Source organism: Luteibacter sp. HAY1-4A (genome assembly GCF_056755355.1).
This window is the reverse complement of record NZ_JBNDHZ010000032.1, coordinates 24,269-43,433: the sequence shown is the minus strand read 5'-3', so window position 1 is coordinate 43,433 and position 19,165 is coordinate 24,269. Positions and strand designations below refer to the sequence as shown.

Here is a 19,165-nt window from a genome sequence, read left to right as displayed (position 1 = left end):
CGCTTGCTGTAGCGGCATCAGCTCGATGCGTTGAACGCCTCGATGTCCTCTTCCGCCAGCAACTCCTGCACCATCGCCGCCGTGGCCCGGCGCATGGGGCGTTCGTCCACGCGGTCGAGCGGGGCCTGGCGCAGGGCGTCGAGCGGCAGCACGGTCAGGTCGAACGGAATGCCGTCCGCGCCGAACAGCAGCACGGGATGTTCGCTCTGTTCCGTGGGCGACCAGCGCAGGCGGCGCGTCTGGATTTCCAGGGGAATGCCTTGCTCGCGCAGGAATATGCCGGGCGCGTCGGGATCGTCGCTGAAGACGTGCAGGCAGACGGCGGAGTGTTCGTCCGCGGTGCCTTCGAGCACGGCGCCCACGAGGCGCGCGTCGAATCCGCGCAGGAAACGCATGGCCTCGACAGCGGCCTCGCGGCGCGCGCGCAGCGCCTGCGGTTGGGTGTCTGCGTGGAAGAGGCGCTGGTGTTCGCGCAGCGCGTCTTCGATCTCGTTGTTGCGGGGCAGAGCCTGTGTGTCGACGATGCCGAGCCGCTCCGCGGCCTTCAGCTTCGCGTGGTGGAAGTCACGGATGCCATGCTCGCTCATCAGGCGCGCCGCCTCCTGGGCGACGAGGACGCGGTTGCGTTGCGTCCGGTCCTGGGCATGGATCCTGTGGTGTTCGCCTCGTGCCATGACTCACCCCCGTATGGTGTGTTCGTGTGCCGGACGCGCCGAAAGTTCGGGGACGCGTCAGAAGATGTCGTAGGCGTGTTCCTGCTGTTCCTCCTGTTGCTTCTGCGTCGCCTGGTCGCGAAGACGATCGACGTCTTCGACCTTCATGATCTCGTTCATGCCGCCGGGCGAGGGCAGCCCCGAACCTGGATCGACCTGCACGGTGGCAATGCCGGGCGGCATGGCCAGTGCATGGGACGGCTTGTCCTTGAGGACGGCGCCCATGTAATCCATCCAGATCGGCAGCGCCGCCTTCGCGCCGAACTCGCCGCGGCCGAGCGAACTGAAGTCGTCGAAACCCACCCAGACCGCCGTAGACACGTCGCCGTTGAAACCGACGAACCATGCGTCGCGATGATCGTTCGTGGAGCCCGTCTTGCCGGCGATGTCGTCGCGGCCGAGTGCCTTGGCCGCGGCGCCGGTGCCGCGCTTCACCACGTCCTGCATGAGCGAGGTTACGAGGTAGTCGTTGCGCACGTCGATGACGTGCGGCGCGAGCTTCGGTGCTTCCGACGCGTCGGCGTGCGCATCCGCCGGCAACACGGCGTCGCCGGTGCCGCTGCCGGCGGCGGTGCCCGCCGTGGCGGGACGCGCAGGGATCAATGCCGTGGACGCCTGTGTCGGCGGGCCGGGCGGCGTCGGGTTGAGCAGGCGCTCCTGGCAGTCGGCGCAGGCACGCTCGGGGTTCGCCACGTAAACGGGATTGCCGTCGCGGTCGTCGATGCGCGAGATGAAATAGGGCGTGACGAGGTAGCCGCCGTTGGCGAACACGGCATAGCCGCGCGCCATGCTCATCGGCGACACCGAGGCCGTGCCCAATGCCAGCGAGAGGTTCTGCGGCAGGGCGTCCGGCGTGAAACCGAAACGCGTCATGTACTCGCGCGCGTAGCGCAGGCCTATCGCGTCGAGCAGCCGCACCGAGACGAGGTTCTTCGACTTCACCAGCGCTTCGCGCAGGCGCATGGGGCCATCGAACTTGCCGTCGTCGTTCGAAGGGGTCCACATGCCGTCGGGGCGCGACGGATCGGGGAAGGCCACGGGCGCATCGTTCACGATCGACGCGGGCGTGAACCCGCGGTCGAAGGCGGCCGAATACAGGTAAGGCTTGAAGCTGGACCCTGGCTGGCGCGCCGCCATCACGGCGCGGTTGAACTTCGAGCGCACGAAGCTGAAGCCGCCGACGAGGGCGCGCACCGCGCCGTCTTCCGGATCCAGGGAAACCAGTGCGGCCTGCACCGCCGGAATCTGCGTGAGACGCCATTCGAGCTTGGGCTCGGGCTTTGCCGCGGCAGCGGCGTTGCCGTCGGTGGCGACGTCTTCATTGACCTCGTCCTTGGCGGCGCGGAACAGCCGGACCACATCGCCGCGCTTGAGCACGGCGTCGACCCGTGTCGGTGCGGCGCCGGCGCGGCCTTCGTTGACGTAGGGCCGCGCCCAGGCCATGGACTCCAGGCTGAGCGTGACCGTCTCCTTGGGCGAGAGGTACACCTTGGCCTCCTTCGCGCCTGTCTCCGTGACGATGCCGGGAATCATGCCCGCGACGCTTGTGTAGCCCGCGAGAACGCGGTCGAAATCCTCGGGGCCGGCCTGGGCCGGCAATTCCTCGTGTCCCTCGGGGCCGCGGTAGCCGTGCCGGCGGTCGTAGGCGGAAAGCCTGCCGCGCAGCGCGTCGTTGGCGGCCGCCTGGCTGTCGCTGGGCACGGTGGTGTGCACGACGTAACCCTCGGTAAGGGCGTCGTTGCCGAGTTTTTCCAGCACCTGCTGGCGAACCATTTCGGCCAGGTACGGCGCATCCACCTCTATCTGCTGCTCGTGCGGGAAGGCGTCGTTGGGTTCCTGGATGGCCTGTTCGTATTCGGCCTGGGTGATGAAGCGGTTGCTCAGCATCTGCCCGAGTACCCAGTTGCGGCGGGCGAGCAGCCGCTTGGGGTTGTTCAGCGGATTGACCACGGACGGCAGCTGGAACGTGGACGCGAGCGCCGCGCACTCGGCGACGGTGAGCTGATCCAGTGTCTTGCCGTAATAGTAGGCCGCGGCCGCGGCCAGCCCGTACGAACGATGCCCGAGGAACATCTTGTTGATGTAGAGCTCGAGGATCTGGTCCTTGCTGAGTTCGTTCTCCATCCGCAGGGCGATGAACATCTCCGTCAGCTTGCGCGAGTAGAGCTTCTCGGGGCTGAGGAAGAAGTTGCGCGCCACCTGCTGGGTGATGGTGGAACCGCCCGGGCCCTTGTCGCCGCCGGAGACGATGACATGGATGCCGGCGCGGGCGATGCCATGCCAGTCCACGCCCGGATGGCTGTAGAAATCGGCATCCTCGGCCGAGAGCACGGCGTTCTTCAGCCGGGCAGGCACATCGGCGATATGGACCGGAATGCGCCGGGTCTCGCCGAAGGAGGCGACGAGGCGCCCGTCGGAGCTCAGTACGCGTAGGGGTACCTGCATGTGGTAGTCGCGGAGCACCGCCACGGAAGGCAGGCGCGGGGCGAGCAGCCAGTAGGCAACGCCCACGGCGCCAACCACGAAGAGGATGCCGGCCAGGGCCAGGTACAGCGCGTAGCGCAGCAGACGCTTGAGAATTCGCATGGAGGGGAAGGGGTCACCGCCTTGTGTGTCGGGGCCGAGTATAGAGCCAAGCCGCCGGCCGGGCGGGGGTCCGGGAATTCGACCGAGTGTTAAGGGCGTCCGCTAACCCAGTGACTGGATTTGTGAATTAGTGCCGGTAAGCCCCCCTATGCGCCCGTTGCCAATCCGTTAAGGTTTAGGTTTAATGCCTTCGCGCCGAAGACTAATTCCGACAAGGCGCGGGGAAGGGGGACATCGTGGGGCTCTTTACACCGAAAGCGGCGCCGTTGATCGGCGTCGATATCAGCTCGACCGCGGTAAAGCTGCTTCAACTCAGCCAAGCCGGCGGGCGCTATCGCGTGGAGCATTACGCCGTCGAGCCATTGCCGCCCAACGCGGTGGTGGAAAAGAACATCGTCGAGGTCGAGGCGGTCGGCGAGGCCATCCGCCGCGCCCTGGCCCGGTCTGGGGCCAAGAGCCGGCACGCGGCCGCCGCGGTGGCCGGGTCCGCCGTGATCACCCGCGTCATCCCCATGTCGGCCGACCTGTCCGAGGACGACCTCGAAGGGCAGATCCAGGTCGAGGCCAACCAGTACATCCCTTATCCCATCGAGGAAGTCAGCCTCGATTTCGAGGTGCTGGGCCCGGTCCGCGACAATCCGGAAATGAACAACGTGCTCCTGGCCGCGTCGCGGACGGAGAACGTGGACATGCGCATCGCCGCGCTCGACCTGGGTGGCCTGACCGCCCGGGTCATCGACGTCGAGGCCTTCGCCATGGAGAACGCCTTCGGCATGGTGGCCGACCAGTTGGCGGTGTCCCGCGATGCACTGGTGGCCGTGGTGGACATCGGCGCCACCATGACGACGCTGGCGGTGCTCAAGAACCAGCGCACCATTTATTCGCGCGAGCAGGTCTTCGGCGGCAAGCAGCTCACCGACGAGATCATGCGGCGCTATGGCCTGTCCTATGAGGAAGCCGGCCGCGCCAAGCGCAAGGGTGGCCTGCCGGAGTCCTACGAGGCCGAGGCCCTGGAGCCGTTCAAGGAGTCGCTGGTGCAGCAGGTGAGCCGCCTGCTCCAGTTCTTCTTCGCCGGCAGCGAGTACAGCCGCGTCGACCAGGTGGTGATCGCCGGCGGCTGCGCCGCCATCGACGGCATCACGGAACTTCTCGAACAGCAGCTGGGCGTGCCCTGCGTGGTCGCCAACCCGCTGGCCCGGATGTCGCTGTCCAGCAAGGTGCAGGCCCAGACCCTCGCCCAGGACGCGCCCGCCTTGATGATCGCCGTCGGCCTGGCCATGAGGAGCTTCGACTGATGGCACGCATAAACCTGCTCCCCTGGCGCGCCGAGCGCCGCAAGCAGCGCGAGAGGGAGTTCTACATCCAGCTTGGCCTGGCCTTCGGTGCCGCGCTCGTGGTGCTGATCGCCTGGTCGTTTTGGATGGACGCGCGCATCAGCAACCAGGGCGATCGGAACACCTACCTGCAAGGCGAGATCAAGCAGCTCGACGATCGCATCGCGAAGATCAAGGACCTGGAGAAGGTTCGCGCCGACCTGCTCCAGCGCAAGCAGATCATCGAGCAACTGCAGGCCAACCGCTCGCAGATGGTCCACCTGTTCGACGAACTGGTGAAGACGATCCCGGCCAGCGCCCGGCTGTCGGGTATGAAGCAGTCCGCCCAGTCGATGTCGCTGGACGGCGTGGCGCAGTCGAATTCGAGCGTGGCGGAATACATGCGCAACATCGAAGCCTCCCCATGGATGGGCCATGTCGACCTGCGCAAGACAGAAAATACCCACGACGGTTCCCGCATGCCGTATCGCTTCGGTCTCGACGTGCGCCTGAACAGCCCGGCCGACACCGCAGGGGACGCCGCCCCGGCGGCCGGCGGCACGTCCGCAGCAACATCTGCCGGCCCGGCCGCCGTGCCGGCGCCGCTTGTCCAGGCCGCCCAGTCCGCTACCGGCACACCGACGCCCGCCGCAGCGACCCAGGCGTCAGCCAAGCCTGACGCCGCCGCTCCGGCCGCGCCGCCTGCCGCGTCCGCGCCAGCGGGAGCCAAGCCATGAAATTCCTTGACGATCTGCGCAACCTCGATCGCCATAACGTCGGTGGCTGGCCGAAATCGATCAAGCTCTTCTTCACGGGCCTGGTATTCGTGGTGGTCCTGCTCGCCGGCTGGTATTTCCAGATCAGCTCCCAGCAGGACGACCTGGCCAATGCCGAAAGCCAGGAAGAACGGCTGAAGAGCGAGTTCTCGACCAAGCAGGCGAAGTCGGCCAACCTCGAAGCGCTGGAGCAGCAGCTCGCCGACATGCAGGACATGCTGCGCACCCTGCTGCGCCAGCTGCCCAGCAAGACCGAGATGCCGGAACTGCTCATCGACATCTCGCAGACGGCGCTTGCTGCCGGCATCGAGAACGAACTGTTCCAGCCCGGTCCCGAAACGCCGAAGGACTTCTACGCCGAGAAGCCGATCACGCTGCGCATGGTCGGTACGTACCACCAGTTCGGAACCTTCATCAGTGGCGTGGCCTCGCTTCCACGCGTCGTGATCTTGACGCTGCACGACGTCTCGCTGAGTCCGAAAGACCTCGGCAAGGATGGCAAGGGTGGTTCGGGCCTGCTGGTCCTGCAGGGCACGGTGAAGACCTACCGCTACCTCGACGACGACGAACAGCCGAAGAAGCCGGCGAAGACGGAGAAGGGGAAGAAGAAGTGATGACCCGCCCCTCCACCATCCTGCGCCCCCTCGCTCTCAGTGCGTTTGCCCTGCTGGCCCTGGCCGGCTGCACGCGCGGCACGTCCGACCTGCGCGAATGGGTCGATGCCGAAAAGCACAAGAAGGGCGTGCCCATCCCGCCGTTGCCGGTGATCCGCACGTTCGAAACGTTCGCATACCAGGACCAGGGCGCCCGCGACCCGTTCAGCCCAAGCTCGGCCGAGATGGACACGGCGGCCTCCAGTGGGCCGCGGCCGGACGAGAACCGCCCCAAGGAACCGCTGGAAATGTTTTCGCTGGACAGCCTGAAGATGGTTGGCACGGTTGGTGCTGGTTCCCGCCTCGAAGCACTCGTGAAAGACCCGGGCGGGGTGATCCATCGGGTCCACCGAAATGAATACATGGGGCAAGCCTACGGCCGTATTACCGCCGTCGGGGAGGACCGTATCGATCTGGTCGAGCTGGTGCCGAATGGCGCCGGCGGTTGGATGGAGCGTCCGGCAAGCATCGCGGTCGGTGAGAAATAAAACTCGGGGATGACGCACATGACGACCAATTTCAATCATCTGCCGGGTAGCGCGCGCCATCGGTCGCGCCGCTGGATCCTCGGCGCCACGCTGGCCTTCGCGGGTGCCTTCGCCGGTAATGCCGCGGCGGCCAACGCATTGCAGAAGGTCAGCTACGACGCGCAGCCAGGCGGACGCGTGGAGCTGACCCTGGCTTTCTCCGAAAGGGCGCCGGATCCCAAGGTCTTCACGACCAGCAATCCGCCGCGCATCGCCATCGACCTTGCGGACACCACCAACGCCTTCAGCACACGTCACATCGATATCGGCAAGGGCGCGACCTCCGGTGTTTCCGTGGTGTCCGCCGGCGGCCGTACCCGCGTCACCGTCGAGCTGTTCCGTGACTCCGCCTACAAGACCCGTGTCGACGGCAAAAACCTCGTCGTTACGGTCAACAACGGCCCGTCGGGCGCTACCACCACGACGGCCATCGTTTCCGATCCGACGAAGGCCCTCCCGTCCAGCGCCGGCGCTCCGCTGTCGAACATCGACTTCCGTCGTGGCCAGAACGGCGAGGGCCGTGTGCTCGTTACGCTCGGTTCGGCCGCTTCCACGCCGGAGATGCGTCGCGAAGGCGACCATGTCGTGGTGAGCCTGCCCGGTACGTCGTTGCCTGCAAAGCTCAACCAGCGCCTCGACGTGCTCGACTTCGCCACGCCGGTACAGTCGATCGAACCCAGTTCGCGGCCGGGCGGCGCCCGCCTCGATATTCGTACCCGGGGCGAGGTCGAGGTCTCGGCCTACCAGAACGGCACCGAATATGCCGTGGAGATCGCGCCGAAGAAGGCTGCCGCACCGACGGGCAAGGCCGCCAAGGGGCAGGAACCGACGTATTCGGGTTCCCGGCTGACCTTCAATTTCCAGGACATCCCCGTCCGCTCCGCGTTGCAGCTCATTGCTGACGAAGCCAAGCTCAATCTCGTCGCTTCCGACAGCGTCGGCGGCAGCGTCACCCTCCGCCTCGTGAATACCCCGTGGGATCAGGCGCTGGACGTGATCCTGCGCGCCAAGGGCCTGGACAAGCGGCGTAGCGGCAACGTCATCTGGATCGCCCCGCAGGCCGAACTCGCCACTTACGAGCAGAGCCTCGCCGACGCGCGTCAGAAGGCCGAAGACTCCGCCGAACTGGTGTCCGACTACATCCCCATCAGCTACGGCAAGGCCGAAGATATTGCCAAGCTGCTTACCCAGGGCAGCATGCAGGGCGGTGGCGGCTCGGGCGGCGGCGGTAGTCGCGGCTTCCTCTCGCCGCGCGGCAGCGTGTCGTTCGACGACCGCACGAATACCCTGCTTATCAACGACACGCCGGACAAGATCCGCGACCTGCGCGAACTCATCGGCACGCTCGACCGTCCGGTACAGCAGGTGTTGATCGAATCGCGCATCGTCGTGGCCACCGACCAGTTCAGCCGCGAACTGGGTGTCCGCTGGGGTGCCCAGGGTTTCAATCACAACAACGCCAATCAGATCATCGGCACTACGCCGGACCTGAGCAGCGGCGGCACCGGTACGACCGGCGGCGGCACGGGCGGCCTTGTCACCAGCGTCCGCAACAGCGACGTCAACTACGCCAACGCGGTCAACCAGTACCTCGCCAACGGCTCGACCGGCACCTTGCCGACCCGTCAGCCGTATACGCTACCGGGTGGCTACAACGTGAACCTTCCGGTCTCCAATCCGGCGGGTAGCATCGGTCTTGCGATCCTCGGCGCCAACTACATGGTCGACCTGGAATTGTCGGCAGCGCAGACGGAGGGTCGCAGCGAGGTCGTTTCCAGTCCGCGCGTCATCACGGCCAACCAGCAGGAAGCCGTGATCAAGCAGGGTACGCAGATCGGCTACGTGACCTACCAGGCATCGGGTTCGGGCGGTGGTGCGCAGAACGCCACGGTGCAGTTCAAAGATGCCGTGCTCGAACTGCGCGTGACGCCCACGATCACCGCCGACAGCCGCGTCTACCTGAAGATCAATGTGAAGAAAGACGCCCTCGCCGGCAACACGCCGTCGCCGGGCGGTGGCTTCGTCCCGTCGATCGACACCCGTGAAATCAACACGTCGGTGCTTGTCGACAACGGACAGACCGTGGTGCTGGGCGGTATCTACGAGATCACCAAGACGAACACCACGAACAAGGTGCCGGGTCTTGGCGATATCCCCGGCCTGGGTGTCCTGTTCCGCCGCACCAACCGTGGCAACAACAAGGCCGAACTGCTCATTTTCGTAACGCCGCGTATCCTCAGCGATACGCTGCAATAAGCCGCTCATCGTTGCAGTGAGAATGCAGAACGCCCGCGCAAGCGGGCGTTCTCTTTTCAACCGGCGGGATGAAATGCCGAAAACGGGCTACGGTCGAATCTCCCAGTAGGATTGGATGTGAGGTGTGTCTCATTAGCTCAAGGATGCATCACGTAGCTTCTCGGATGCCCACTACAGGAGGTTCGCAATGGCATTCAAGAAGTTCGGCATTTACGTCACGCTGTGTGCCATTTCTTTGTTCGCGATTTTCTGCTCCCCGCACGCCCGAGCGAATGGGGAAACGACCAACGCAACCGCGCTTACGATTTGTAGCAACCAGGGACTTCCGGCCGGTTATGTTGTGACGGCCTCCGACATAAATGGTGCCTGTCCAGGCATCGCGGTCTATCGATGGACGATCGCTCCGGCGACCAACGGTATTCAGGCTTGTTTTGGCTCGGGATACCCCGCGCCATATGTCATTACCGGCATCAATACAGTGAGTTCGATCTGCGCGGGCTTTCAGGGGGCGATGACGCTCAGTCTTCCAACCAACAACATCGCGATCTGTTCCCCCAGTGTCATCTGGAATCCCTGGGTGATCACAGGCAACGGGATTACGACAAACCAGTGCGGTGGCTATGGGATTTCCACCATCGCTCAAGCATCGGAAGGACTGGCTGTATGCAGCAACACGCCGATTCCCGCTGGTTGGACGGTGACAGGCGGCACGCCGTCCGTACAGTGCCAGCCTTATCTCATCCAGACATTGCATAGGGTGGCAGCGCGCCAAGACGGCATGGAATCAATGCATTACCTGCCGCGCGGGGATGTTGCCGCGCCGGATAAGGCTGGGGGGGCTTAAAAGCGACCCGTGCCTCTCGGCCCCGGCCGTTTCCGGGGCCATTTTCTGATACTTCGCTTCACACGTCGCCCCGGCATACACTACCGGCGGATGACGGGCGGAAGCGGTGAACTGGTTCAAACGCCCTCGCGTGACGCTGCGGATATGACGCAGGCGAACTTGAGCCCCTGACCTTCAGCCCTAAACTTCTTGGCAACTCTGTGGTCTGATCGGGCCTTCGCCTTGTCCGGGATTCCCTCAGATGTCCGCCACACCGATCGCCGCCACGCCGCTCCAGGACGCCTTCGTCCGCCTGCGCGAGGACCTGGCCCGGAGCATCATCGGCCAGCCGCACCTGGTCGAATGCCTGCTCATCGCGCTGCTGGCCGACGGCCACCTGCTGGTGGAAGGCGCCCCGGGACTGGCAAAGACCACGGCGATCAAGGCGCTGGCCACCCGCGTGGAGGCCGACTTCCATCGCATCCAGTTCACGCCCGACCTCTTGCCGGCCGACCTCACCGGCACCGACATCTTCCGGCCGCAGACCGGCGGGTTCGAGTTCGAGCGCGGCCCGCTGTTCCACAACATCGTGCTGGCCGACGAGATCAACCGCGCCCCGGCGAAGGTGCAGTCGGCGCTGCTGGAAGCCATGGCGGAGCGGCAGATCACCATCGGGCGACGCACCTGGCCGCTACCCGACCTCTTCATGGTCATGGCCACGCAGAACCCCATCGAACAGGAAGGCACGTTCGCGCTGCCCGAGGCGCAGCTGGACCGCTTCCTCATGCACGTCACCATCGGCTATCCCGATGCCGACGCGGAACTGGCGATCCTGCGCCTCGCCCGCGAACAGGCACGCGCGACGTTGCATCCGGCAGCCACAACCGTGCACATGCTCCGCCCGGCGGACGTGTTCGCCGCTCGCGACGCCGTGCTCGCGGTACACATGGCCGAACCGCTGGAGCTGTACATCACGCAACTCGTGGTCGCGTCCCGCGAGGCCGGGCGCTACGGCCAGGAACTGGCGCGCTGGATCGCCTGGGGCGCCAGCCCCCGTGCCACCATCGCGCTCGACCGCTGCGCGCGTGCCCATGCGTGGCTCGCCGGCCGCGACTACGTGGTACCGGAAGACATTCATGCCATCGCGCACGAGGTACTCCGGCACCGCGTGCTGCCGAGTTACGAGGCGGAAGCCGAAGGCGTGCGCATTGACACCGTGATCGACCGCCTGCTGGACCTCGTGCCGCTGCCGTGAGCACCGTGGCTCCCGTCGCCGATGGGCGCGTCCATGTGTCGCTCCCCGAACTCATCGCCCTGCGTTCGCGCGTGGCACGGGCGCCCGCGCCATCCGTCACGTCGCGTGTGCAACGCAGCGGGCAGCGGCCCAGCCGCCTGCATGGCCGTGGCATGGATTACGCCGAATCGCGCGTGTATCAGGCCGGCGACGACGTGCGCCGCATGGACTGGCGCCTGACGGCGCGCAGTGGCGTCGCGCACACGAAACTGTTCCAGGAAGAACGGGAAGGGCGGCTGCTGATCCTGCTCGATACCAATGCCAGCATGCGCTTCGGCACGCGTACGCGGTTCAAGTCCGTGCAGGCGGCGCGAACTGCTGCCATGGCCGCGTGGTATGCCGTCCGCGGCGCCGACCGCGTGGGCGTGCTGGCTTTTGGCGGACAGCGTCAGTTGTTGCGTCCGCAAGGCGGATCGCGGGGCGCGCTCGCCGTCGCCGGTGCCCTGGCCGCGTGGGACGCCCTGCCGCCTGGCGAGGACGAAACCCTCTCGGCAGCTTTGCAGCGCGCCGGCAGGCTCATGCACGGCGCATCGCGTGTGTTGCTCGTCAGTGACGGCTTCGCGGTGGACGCTGCGGCGCGCGGGCGCATGCTTGGCCTCGTGGCCAAGGCGGAAGTCTCCGTGCTTACCGTCGCCGATCCGCTCGAATTGTCGGAGCCCCCCGCAGGCCGCTATCCCTTCGCCCACCGCGGGGTGCACTACGACGTGGTGTTGCAGGGCGAGCGTCAGCGCAGCGACTTCGCACGCAGCCTCGGCGAAGGCCATCGCCGCCTGGACGAGTTGTGCGACGGTCTCGGTCTGCGCCATCGCACACTCGACACGAGTGCCGATCCGCTCGACGCCATCGTGGCCCTGCTTGGCACGGCAAGGGCACGCTGATGCCAGGCAACGGTCCCGAGCTGCGCGACATCCACGTGCCACAGGTCTCCCTGTGGTGGCCCCTCGCGCCGGGCTGGTGGCTGCTGCTCGCGCTGCTGGCGGCTGGCGCCGTCGTGCTGGTCGTTTTCCTGCGCAGGCGGGCGGCCTGGCGCCGGTTTGTCGAGGCATCGCTCGCCGACCTGCGCGACGCATCGGCACGGCATGCGCGCGATGGCGACACCCTTGCCTTCGCCGCAAACGTAAGCCAGCTGGTGCGTCGCGTGGCGCGCTTTCGCGATCCGCGTAGCGTCACGTTGTCCGGCAGCGCGTGGCGCGATGCACTTGCCGCGATCGGCCCCGATCGGGACGTGTCGCGGCTCGTGGCCCTGGACGAAGCCAAGTACCAGCGCTCGGCGGATATCGACGTGCGCGAGACGTCGGCGGCGGTCGAGGCGTGGGTGCGCAAGGCGCTGCAGCGGAGGCGACCACATGTCGCTGCCTGAATTCGCATGGCCCTGGATGTTCCTGGCGCTGCCGTTGCCCTGGCTGCTGCGGCATGTGTTGCGTCCGTTGAAGCCGGCGCAGGCGATGAACCTGCCGCAGCCCGGGCTTTCCCTGGTACAGGCGTCGCTCACCCGCGCGCCGTTCGCGGCCACGTTGCTGCTGGCGCTGGCGTGGCTCTGCCTCGTCGCCGCCGCCGCGCGTCCGCAGCACCTCGGGCCACCGGAACCGCAGCGGCGCAGCGGCCGCGCGCTCATGATGGCCGTGGACCTCTCGGGCAGCATGTCGCTCGACGACATGCAGCTGGCGGGGCGGCAGGTCACGCGTTTCGCGGCCGTGGAAGCGATCGCCGGCGACTTCATCGACCGGCGCGCGGGCGACGAACTCGGACTCATCCTGTTCGGTTCGCAGGCCTATCTCGTCACGCCGCTCACGTACGACCTGGATGCCGTGCGCGCGCAGTTGCACGGCGCCGTGGTGGGCCTGCCCGGTCGGGAGACGGCCATCGGCGATGCCCTCGCCGTAGCCGTGAAGCGGCTCGCCGACATGCCGGAAGCGGCGCGGGTCGTGGTACTGCTCACCGACGGCGTGAACAACGCCGGATCCATCGCACCCCGCGAGGCGGCGCGTGCCGCCAAGGCGGCGGGTGTGCGTGTGTACACCATCGGCATCGGTGCGAACGCCATGCGCGTGCCCGACTTCTTCGGTACCCGCGTCGTGAATCCTTCCGCCGACCTCGACGTCGGCATGCTCACCGACATCGCCAATCAGACTGGCGGGCGTTTCTTCCGGGCTACCGATACGAACGAACTGGCGAAGGCCTATCGCGCCATCGACGAACTGGAGCCGGTGCCGCAGCAAGGTGCCGCATTGCGGCCCCGCTTCGAACTCTTCCGCTGGCCGCTTCTCGCGGCGCTGGTTCTGTTCGGACTCGCGGTGCTCCCGCGGTACGTGGGGAGGAGGGCGGCCGCATGAAGACGTGGCTCGCCAACTTCCATTTCATCGAACCGCGCTGGCTCTGGCTGCTGCTTCTCGTACCGGTGCTGGCCTGGCTCGTGGCGCGGCGAAAGATGGGGGAGCGCATGCTCGCGCGCCTCGCCGACCCAGCCCTGCTGCCCTACCTGCTCGACGGCACGCCGTCCGCGTCGCGTGGGCCGGTGGCGGCGTTCGTCGGCGCGGCGATACTGGCCATCCTCGCGCTGGCAGGCCCCACGTGGGACAGGCAGTCGCAGCAACTGTTCGCCGAGCGGGCCGCCCAGGTCGTGGTCGTTTCGATGTCGCCGCATATGCTTTCGCACGACATCGTGCCCGACCGCCTCAGCCGCGCGCGCTACAAGGTGCGCGAGCTGTACGCGGCCAACCGCGACGGCATGAATGCGCTGGTCGCGTATACCGGTGAAGCCTTCACCGTCGCGCCGCTCACGACGGACGCCCATAGCGTGGACGACCTGCTCACCGCACTGGCACCGGACACGATGCCGGTGGACGGCGACGATCCCGGCAAGGCGATCGACCTTGCCGCCGATCTCATTCGCCGGGCGGATTTGCGTGGCGGCTCCATCGTGCTGGTGACAGACCGTGCGGATGCCAGCGCGGTGGCCGCGGCCCGCCGCGCGCGTGCCGCCGGCGATCGTATCTCCGTGCTCGGTATCGGCAGCGTGCGCGGCGGCCCCATCGCCACGGACGATGGCGGTTTCCTGAAGGATGCGCGTGGCGACATCGTGATGGCACCACGCGACGACGCGTCGCTTGCCGCCGTGGCGGATGCCGGAGGCGGGCGCTTCGTCGCCGTCGCCAACGACGCTTCGGACGTGACCGCCCTGGCGGGCATGGCACGCGGCGAAGGCGACAGTAAGGCCGTGGAAGGTGCCACCTCGGGCCAATGGCAGGATCGCGGTCCGTGGTTGTTGCTGCCCTTGTTGCCGATCGTGGCGCTCGCGTTCCGGCGCGGCTGGATGCTCGTGGTCGCGCTGGCCCTGTTGCCGCTGTCGCCCGCGCGCGCGGATGGCGTCACCGATGTCTTTCGCACGCGCGACCAGCAGGCCGCCCGCGCGCTTGCCGCCGGCGACGCGCATCGTGCGCAGGCATTGGCGCAGGACCCGGCATTGCGTGGTGCCGCCGCTTATCGTGCGGGCGACTACGCCTCGGCCGAGAATGCGCTCGCGCAGCGCGGCGACAGCGATTCGCAATACAACCTCGGTAACGCGTTGGCGAAGCAACAACGGTACGAGGACGCCATCGCCGCCTACGACCGCGCGCTGAAGGCGAATCCGCATAATGAAGACGCGGCGGCGAACCGCAAGGCCGTGGCCGATTTCCTGAAGCGGCAGCAAGAACAGAAAAAGCAGCAGGACAAGCAGAGCGGGCAGGGCGACAAGGACAAACCCCAGAAGGGCCAGTCCGGCGACAAGGATCAGCAGCAAGGCCAGCAGGACGGCAAGGATGGCAAGCAAGGCGAAAGCGGCAAGCAGTCCGGCGCCGATGGCAACGAGAACGGCCAGCAGCAGGGCGATCCGAACAAGGCCGGCGAAGGCGAAGGCGGCGACCGCGGCAAGGACAACGGGAAGGCGCAGGCGCCGCAGGGCGATGCGGAGAAAAAATCGCAGGCGGAACGCGCACAGGCGCGTGAAGCGCAGCAGGCGTTGAAGCAGAAGATGGACGAAGCCCTTGCGGGAAAGAAGGCGGGCGATGAAGGCAACCAGGAGCACGACCTGGGCGCCGTCTCCAGCGACGATGCTTCTTCGAAGCTGCCTGCCGACGTGCAGCGCGCGTTGATGCGCGTGCCGGACGATCCGGGCGGCCTGCTACGGAGGAAGTTCATGCTCGAATACCAACGCCGCCACGGCGCGGAGCCGGAAGAATGAACATGCGCGGGATCTTGCTCGGCATCATGCTGGGATGTTTGCCATGGCTCGCCTGGGCGCAGGACGCGTCGCCCGTGGCATCGCTCGACCGCAGCAAGGTCGGCGTGGGCGAGACGGTCACGCTCAATATCGAGATAGCCGACCAGACCACGGAGTCACCGGATCTCTCGCCCCTCACGCCGGACTTCGTGGTGCTGGGCACCTCCACCAACCACACGCTGAGCATCGTCAACGGCAGGCGCGAATCGCGCACCATCCTCGGCATCGCGCTGCGCCCGCGACGCGAGGGCCACCTCACCGTACCGGCGCTGACTATCGGCGGACAGCAGACCCAGCCCGTGTCGCTCGACGTGGTGGCCTCCACCGACACGAACGCCGCACCCGCCGATCGGCCCATCGTGCTCGAGGGAACGGCCGATCCCGCGAAGGCCTATGTGGGCCAGCAGATCGACTACACCTTGCGCCTCTATTTCGCGGTGAACCTCGCCGACGGCCAGCTGGGGGATCCTTCCGCCGAAGGTGCCGAGGTACGGCGCATCGGTCAGGATGCGAACTATCAAGCGACGCGTGGCGGCCGCCGGTTCAACGTGGTCGAGCGGCATTACGCCATCTTCCCGCAGCGCCCCGGCACGCTCGAGATCCAGCCGCCGACGTTCCAGGGCACGGCTGTGGATCCTACGGACGCGAACTCCTTCTTCGGTGCCGGCGAGCCGGTGAATGCCGTCGCGGAGAGGCTGCGTGTCGAGGTGAAGGGCCGCCCCGCGCCGGTCACCGACGGTGCCTGGATTCCGGCCCGCGATCTGAAGCTGTCGCTCGACGGCCTGCCCGCCGACGGGAAGGGTCGCGTCGGCCAGCCCATCACGCTCACCATGCGGCTGACCGCCACCGGCATGCCTTTCGAAGCACTGCCTGCGCTGTCCCTGCCGAAACTCGACGGCGCCGACGTCTACCCCGACAAGGCGGTGACCGGCGGCGGTACCAGCGGCTCCTGGATCACAGGCCGGCGGCAGCAGGGCTTCGCGGTCGTTCCGACGCGAGCAGGCACATTGCATATTCCCGCCACCACGCTGCACTGGTGGAACGTGGTCACGGACAAGCCTGAAGTCGCCACGGTACCCGCGCACGACATCGTGGTGGAGGCGGGAAGCGTGACGGGTGCCGCTCCAGCGGTAGGCCCTGCCGCGAAGGCGTCCGTCGCCGGAGCGCCTGCTTCCGCGGCAACGACCGGGACCGTCGCCCCGGCGGCCGACAGCAACATCCCCTGGCGCTGGTTGTTCGTCGGCGTGCTCGCCCTATGGCTCGTGACGATCGCCGCGTGGTTTGCCATCGCGCGCCGCGGCCTATCACGCAAGGTGAAGGTGCCGGCGGCCGACACCGAGGCACCCGTGCGTGAGCGCACGGCGCACCAGCGGTTCCTGCAGGCGGCGGCGGGTTCCGATCCCGTGGCCATGGAACATGGGCTGCTTCAATGGGCGCGTGCGGTCCGGCCATCGGTCCGTTCGCTGGGCGAGTTGTCCAGCCAACTCCGCGAGGGCCCGCAACGCGACACCATTGCGGCGCTGCAACGCGCGCGCTTCGCGGACGGAGCCGTTCCCGGTGCCGCTTTGCGCGACGCATTCGCCCATGGATTCGACTGGATGCCGTTGCCATCGGCTCATACAGGGGCCAGCCTGCCGCCGCTTTACCCGCGCTAGGTGCGCTGCAACAAGGCTTGGTAAATGGCGGTCATGCGCGCGCCGAAGGTGCAGAAGACTACGCGTCCGGGCGTCCAGGCGGCGTTGCGAACCGTCGTCACGGCGATGGCCGCCGCCGCGTCGGGCGGGTAGCCGTAGATGCCCGCGCTGATGGCCGGGAACGCGATCGAATCCAGCGCCAGTTGCCGTGCCGTTTTGAGGCAATTCGTATAGCAATCGGCCAGAAGGGCGGGCTCGCCGCGGTCACCGCCGTGCCAGACCGGGCCGACCGTGTGGATCACGAAGCGGGCGGGCAGGTCGAATCCGGGCGTGTAGCGAGCCTCTCCCGTCGGGCACCGCACGCCCCTGCGCACTTCCGGCAGGGCGCGGCATGCGGCGAGCAGCGCCGGCCCGGCGGCGCGGTGAATCGCGCCATCCACGCCACCCCCGCCAAGAAGGGATTCGTTCGCCGCGTTCACGATCGCATCCACGTCCATTGTGGTGATATCCGCCTCGATCACTTCGACTTTCATAGGAAAACTCCTTGTGACGGCCAGGTGGCATTTGGCTACGATGTCCTGGACAACCAAACGATCCAACCGAAGGCCATGGCCGAACTCAAAGTCGAAGATATCTCGTTCGCATACCTCATCAACGATGTGACCTTGCTTTTCCGCAAGCACTTCGACCGGCGGGCGGTGCGCTTTGGGCTCACGCGTGCACAGTGGCGCGCGCTCAAGGCGCTGCATCGCCGCCCCGGCATGCGCCAGAACGAATTGGCCGAGCAACTGGACATGGAGCCCATCGCGGTGGGCCGCGTCATCGACCGCCTGCAGTCGGCGGGCTTCGTGGAACGGCGGGCGGATCCGAAAGATCGCCGCGCCTGGCGCCTGCACGACACCGACCAGGCCCGCGGTGTCATCGACGACATGGAAGACATCGCCCGCGGCCTTCGCCGCGATGCCACCCAGGGCATTTCCACGGCAGAATTGCAGACCATGCTGGCCGTGCTCGACCGCATGAAGGAAAACCTCCAGGGGCTGGACGGTCCGGCCGAAGAAAGCTGAACGGCAGTCAACCCATTGTAGGCATGTGCGTTAGCTTCTACGGATAACCGCCCCCTGAACCCAAGGCCGCGCCTCCCCAGCGCGGCGACCGAACCGGAAGGATTCGGCCGGAGCCCACATGCAGCGATCCCCCGGGAAGAAACTCCTCCTCATCGTCGGCCTCCTGGTCGTCGCTGCCGTCGTATTCGGCATGTGGCGCCAACACGGAGGCGGCAGCAAGACCGCGGGCGCCAACGCCACTGCGAACGGCGCCGCGTCCGGCGTGCCCGTGACGGTTGCGGTGGCGACGCGGGGTGAAATCGACCTTTCCCTCAAGGTGATCGGGCGCGCGGAGGCGTATTCCACGGTGAACGTGCGGTCCCGTGTCAACGGCCAGCTGGAATCGCTGGCCTTCACGCCCGGAAGCCACGTGAAGAAGGGCACGCTGCTGGCCAAGGTCGACCCGCGCCCGCTGCAGGCCGCCTACGACGAAGCCATGGGCAATGTGGCCCGCGACCAGGCCCAGCTGGCGAAGGCCGAGGCCGACCAGGCCCGTTATCAGAACATGCTTGGCAAAGGCTTCGTCAGCCGGGCCGACTTCGACCTCTACAAGGCCAACCTGGGCGTAGCCCGCGCCGCCCTCGAGAGTGACCGGGCCGCCGCGCGAGCCGCCAAGACCCAACTGGATTTCACCACCATCGTGGCGCCCTTCGACGGCGTGACCGGCGCGCCATTGGCCTATCCCGGCGCCACACTGAGCGCCGACACCACCGACATCGTGGTGCTCAACGAGGTGGACCCGATCCGCGTGGCCTTCTCCATCCCCGAGGACAGCCTGGCGGCGGTGCGCAACAGTGCGCGGCGCGGCCCCCTTCCCGTGCACGCGAAGATTCCCGGCGACGATGGCGAGCCGCTGAAGGGCGAATTGGAATTCATCGACAACGCGGTGGACGCCACGACGGGAACCATCGTCCTCAAGGGCCGCTTCGCCAACGCCGACGGGCGGCTTACGCCAGGCCAGTTCGCCGAAGTGACCTTGCCGACGACGCGCCTCTTCGACGCCGTCAGCATTCCGGTAGTGGCGTTGCAGAGTTCGACGGAGGGCACGTTCGTATTCGTGGTGAAGGCGGACGGTACGGTGGAACAGCGTGCGATCGCCACCGGCGCCACCAGTGCGGACCGCGTGGTCGTCGACAAGGGCCTGCAGGCAGGGGAGCGCGTCGTCACGGAAGGCCAGATGCTGCTCGTCGACGGCGCGCGCGTGCGCGTCGACAAGGGTTGAG

At 67.0% G+C, this 19,165-nt stretch carries 17 protein-coding genes; 14 read left to right on the top strand and 3 right to left on the bottom strand.

Going from position 1 to position 19,165, the window contains the following annotated elements; genetic code table 11:
* Positions 1 to 17: 17 nt before the first annotated feature.
* The gene (locus ACPYOD_RS12330; RefSeq protein ID WP_481302023.1) at positions 18 to 674 is read right to left on the bottom strand and encodes a hypothetical protein; all 657 of its coding nucleotides are present in this window, start codon (positions 672 to 674) and stop codon (positions 18 to 20) included.
* Between the two features lie 57 nt (positions 675 to 731).
* A complete protein-coding gene (locus ACPYOD_RS12325; protein ID WP_481302022.1) occupies positions 732 to 3,299 on the bottom strand; it encodes a penicillin-binding protein 1A in 2,568 nt (855 codons plus the stop codon).
* A gap of 236 nt (positions 3,300 to 3,535) precedes the next feature.
* On the opposite strand from ACPYOD_RS12325, the gene ACPYOD_RS12320 reads away from it, so the two are divergent.
* The 12 genes from ACPYOD_RS12320 (at position 3,536) to ACPYOD_RS12265 (ending at position 16,857) form a co-directional block, all read left to right on the top strand.
* A complete protein-coding gene (locus ACPYOD_RS12320; protein ID WP_481302021.1) occupies positions 3,536 to 4,594 on the top strand; it encodes a pilus assembly protein PilM in 1,059 nt (352 codons plus the stop codon).
* Positions 4,594 to 5,349, top strand: a complete 756-nt coding sequence (locus ACPYOD_RS12315; protein ID WP_481302020.1) for a PilN domain-containing protein — start codon at positions 4,594 to 4,596, stop codon at positions 5,347 to 5,349. Before ACPYOD_RS12320 ends, ACPYOD_RS12315 begins: the two co-directional genes overlap by 1 nt.
* Positions 5,346 to 6,002, top strand: coding sequence for a type IV pilus inner membrane component PilO (locus ACPYOD_RS12310; RefSeq protein WP_481302019.1), 657 nt, complete (start codon positions 5,346 to 5,348; stop codon positions 6,000 to 6,002). Before ACPYOD_RS12315 ends, ACPYOD_RS12310 begins: the two co-directional genes overlap by 4 nt.
* A complete protein-coding gene (locus ACPYOD_RS12305; RefSeq protein ID WP_481302018.1) occupies positions 6,002 to 6,529 on the top strand; it encodes a pilus assembly protein PilP in 528 nt (175 codons plus the stop codon). Before ACPYOD_RS12310 ends, ACPYOD_RS12305 begins: the two co-directional genes overlap by 1 nt.
* Positions 6,530 to 6,547: 18 nt before the next feature.
* Positions 6,548 to 8,824 carry a type IV pilus secretin PilQ gene (locus ACPYOD_RS12300; protein ID WP_481302017.1) on the top strand — a complete coding sequence of 759 codons (2,277 nt, stop codon included), beginning with the start codon at positions 6,548 to 6,550 and terminating at the stop codon, positions 8,822 to 8,824.
* Between the two features lie 187 nt (positions 8,825 to 9,011).
* Complete coding sequence (locus ACPYOD_RS12295; RefSeq protein ID WP_481302016.1) at positions 9,012 to 9,668, top strand: hypothetical protein; 657 nt, start codon at positions 9,012 to 9,014, stop codon at positions 9,666 to 9,668.
* A 241-nt stretch (positions 9,669 to 9,909) separates the two neighbouring features.
* Complete coding sequence (locus ACPYOD_RS12290) at positions 9,910 to 10,902, top strand: AAA family ATPase (protein WP_481302015.1); 993 nt, start codon at positions 9,910 to 9,912, stop codon at positions 10,900 to 10,902.
* Entirely contained in the window at positions 10,899 to 11,819 is a 921-nt protein-coding gene (locus ACPYOD_RS12285; RefSeq protein ID WP_481302014.1) for a DUF58 domain-containing protein, read from the top strand. The genes ACPYOD_RS12290 and ACPYOD_RS12285 overlap by 4 nt, the downstream gene beginning before the upstream one ends.
* On the top strand, positions 11,819 to 12,301 hold the full coding sequence (locus tag ACPYOD_RS12280) for a DUF4381 domain-containing protein (RefSeq protein ID WP_481302013.1): 483 nt from the start codon (positions 11,819 to 11,821) through the stop codon (positions 12,299 to 12,301). Before ACPYOD_RS12285 ends, ACPYOD_RS12280 begins: the two co-directional genes overlap by 1 nt.
* Complete coding sequence (locus ACPYOD_RS12275; protein WP_481302032.1) at positions 12,294 to 13,274, top strand: VWA domain-containing protein; 981 nt, start codon at positions 12,294 to 12,296, stop codon at positions 13,272 to 13,274. The genes ACPYOD_RS12280 and ACPYOD_RS12275 overlap by 8 nt, the downstream gene beginning before the upstream one ends.
* Positions 13,271 to 15,163, top strand: a complete 1,893-nt coding sequence (locus tag ACPYOD_RS12270; RefSeq protein ID WP_481302012.1) for a tetratricopeptide repeat protein — start codon at positions 13,271 to 13,273, stop codon at positions 15,161 to 15,163. The genes ACPYOD_RS12275 and ACPYOD_RS12270 overlap by 4 nt, the downstream gene beginning before the upstream one ends.
* Positions 15,164 to 15,165: 2 nt before the next feature.
* On the top strand, positions 15,166 to 16,857 hold the full coding sequence (locus tag ACPYOD_RS12265; RefSeq protein ID WP_481302011.1) for a BatD family protein: 1,692 nt from the start codon (positions 15,166 to 15,168) through the stop codon (positions 16,855 to 16,857).
* On the opposite strand, the gene ACPYOD_RS12260 is transcribed toward ACPYOD_RS12265, so the two are convergent.
* A complete protein-coding gene (locus tag ACPYOD_RS12260; protein ID WP_481302010.1) occupies positions 16,854 to 17,369 on the bottom strand; it encodes an O-acetyl-ADP-ribose deacetylase in 516 nt (171 codons plus the stop codon). The genes ACPYOD_RS12265 and ACPYOD_RS12260 overlap by 4 nt on opposite strands.
* Positions 17,370 to 17,444: 75 nt before the next feature.
* Between ACPYOD_RS12260 and ACPYOD_RS12255 the strand changes: the two genes are divergently transcribed.
* The gene (locus ACPYOD_RS12255) at positions 17,445 to 17,903 is read left to right on the top strand and encodes a MarR family winged helix-turn-helix transcriptional regulator (RefSeq protein ID WP_481302009.1); all 459 of its coding nucleotides are present in this window, start codon (positions 17,445 to 17,447) and stop codon (positions 17,901 to 17,903) included.
* A gap of 118 nt (positions 17,904 to 18,021) precedes the next feature.
* Positions 18,022 to 19,164, top strand: coding sequence for an efflux RND transporter periplasmic adaptor subunit (locus tag ACPYOD_RS12250; protein WP_481302008.1), 1,143 nt, complete (start codon positions 18,022 to 18,024; stop codon positions 19,162 to 19,164).
* The last annotated feature ends 1 nt before the right edge of the window (position 19,165 follow it).

Excerpts from the sequence above, each read along its gene's own strand:
- ACPYOD_RS12330 (WP_481302023.1), bottom strand. The coding sequence starts at position 674 with ATGGCACGAGGCGAACACCACAGGATCCATGCCCAGGACCGGACGCAA.
- ACPYOD_RS12325 (WP_481302022.1), bottom strand. The coding sequence starts at position 3,299 with ATGCGAATTCTCAAGCGTCTGCTGCGCTACGCGCTGTACCTGGCCCTG.
- ACPYOD_RS12315 (WP_481302020.1), top strand. The coding sequence starts at position 4,594 with ATGGCACGCATAAACCTGCTCCCCTGGCGCGCCGAGCGCCGCAAGCAG.
- ACPYOD_RS12310 (WP_481302019.1), top strand. The coding sequence starts at position 5,346 with ATGAAATTCCTTGACGATCTGCGCAACCTCGATCGCCATAACGTCGGT.
- ACPYOD_RS12305 (WP_481302018.1), top strand. The coding sequence starts at position 6,002 with ATGACCCGCCCCTCCACCATCCTGCGCCCCCTCGCTCTCAGTGCGTTT.
- ACPYOD_RS12300 (WP_481302017.1), top strand. The coding sequence starts at position 6,548 with ATGACGACCAATTTCAATCATCTGCCGGGTAGCGCGCGCCATCGGTCG.
- ACPYOD_RS12295 (WP_481302016.1), top strand. The coding sequence starts at position 9,012 with ATGGCATTCAAGAAGTTCGGCATTTACGTCACGCTGTGTGCCATTTCT.
- ACPYOD_RS12290 (WP_481302015.1), top strand. The coding sequence starts at position 9,910 with ATGTCCGCCACACCGATCGCCGCCACGCCGCTCCAGGACGCCTTCGTC.
- ACPYOD_RS12280 (WP_481302013.1), top strand. The coding sequence starts at position 11,819 with ATGCCAGGCAACGGTCCCGAGCTGCGCGACATCCACGTGCCACAGGTC.
- ACPYOD_RS12270 (WP_481302012.1), top strand. The coding sequence starts at position 13,271 with ATGAAGACGTGGCTCGCCAACTTCCATTTCATCGAACCGCGCTGGCTC.
- ACPYOD_RS12265 (WP_481302011.1), top strand. The coding sequence starts at position 15,166 with ATGCGCGGGATCTTGCTCGGCATCATGCTGGGATGTTTGCCATGGCTC.
- ACPYOD_RS12260 (WP_481302010.1), bottom strand. The coding sequence starts at position 17,369 with ATGAAAGTCGAAGTGATCGAGGCGGATATCACCACAATGGACGTGGAT.
- ACPYOD_RS12255 (WP_481302009.1), top strand. The coding sequence starts at position 17,445 with ATGGCCGAACTCAAAGTCGAAGATATCTCGTTCGCATACCTCATCAAC.
- ACPYOD_RS12250 (WP_481302008.1), top strand. The coding sequence starts at position 18,022 with ATGCAGCGATCCCCCGGGAAGAAACTCCTCCTCATCGTCGGCCTCCTG.